The 210-nt window shown below is 45.2% G+C and carries 1 pseudogene; it reads right to left on the reverse strand.

From position 1 onward, the window contains the following. A pseudogene (locus tag FDX22_RS30555) lies at positions 1-210 on the reverse strand (hypothetical protein); the annotation flags it as partial.

A 210-nucleotide genomic window follows, 5' to 3' on the forward strand; every position in this document is an offset into this window, starting at 1 on the left:
TTTGAAATCGTTTCTGTTGAGTTCCCCTGCAGGATGACGACATCCCATTTCTGTAGCGTGTTCTGATAGCGCATATTCTCAATTTGCCAGCCTAAATGACCGCTGGAAATCGTGATCCCCCGATACTTATAGCCTTTGGCATGGTCTGGCAGTAGGGACTGCGTTAAATCCCGCAGGCGGGTATTAATATTATTGTTATAGAAAGTGAAC

Origin of the sequence: Citrobacter sp. TBCS-14, assembly GCF_005280805.1 — a bacterium.
Taxonomy (GTDB): domain Bacteria; phylum Pseudomonadota; class Gammaproteobacteria; order Enterobacterales; family Enterobacteriaceae; genus Citrobacter; species Citrobacter gillenii.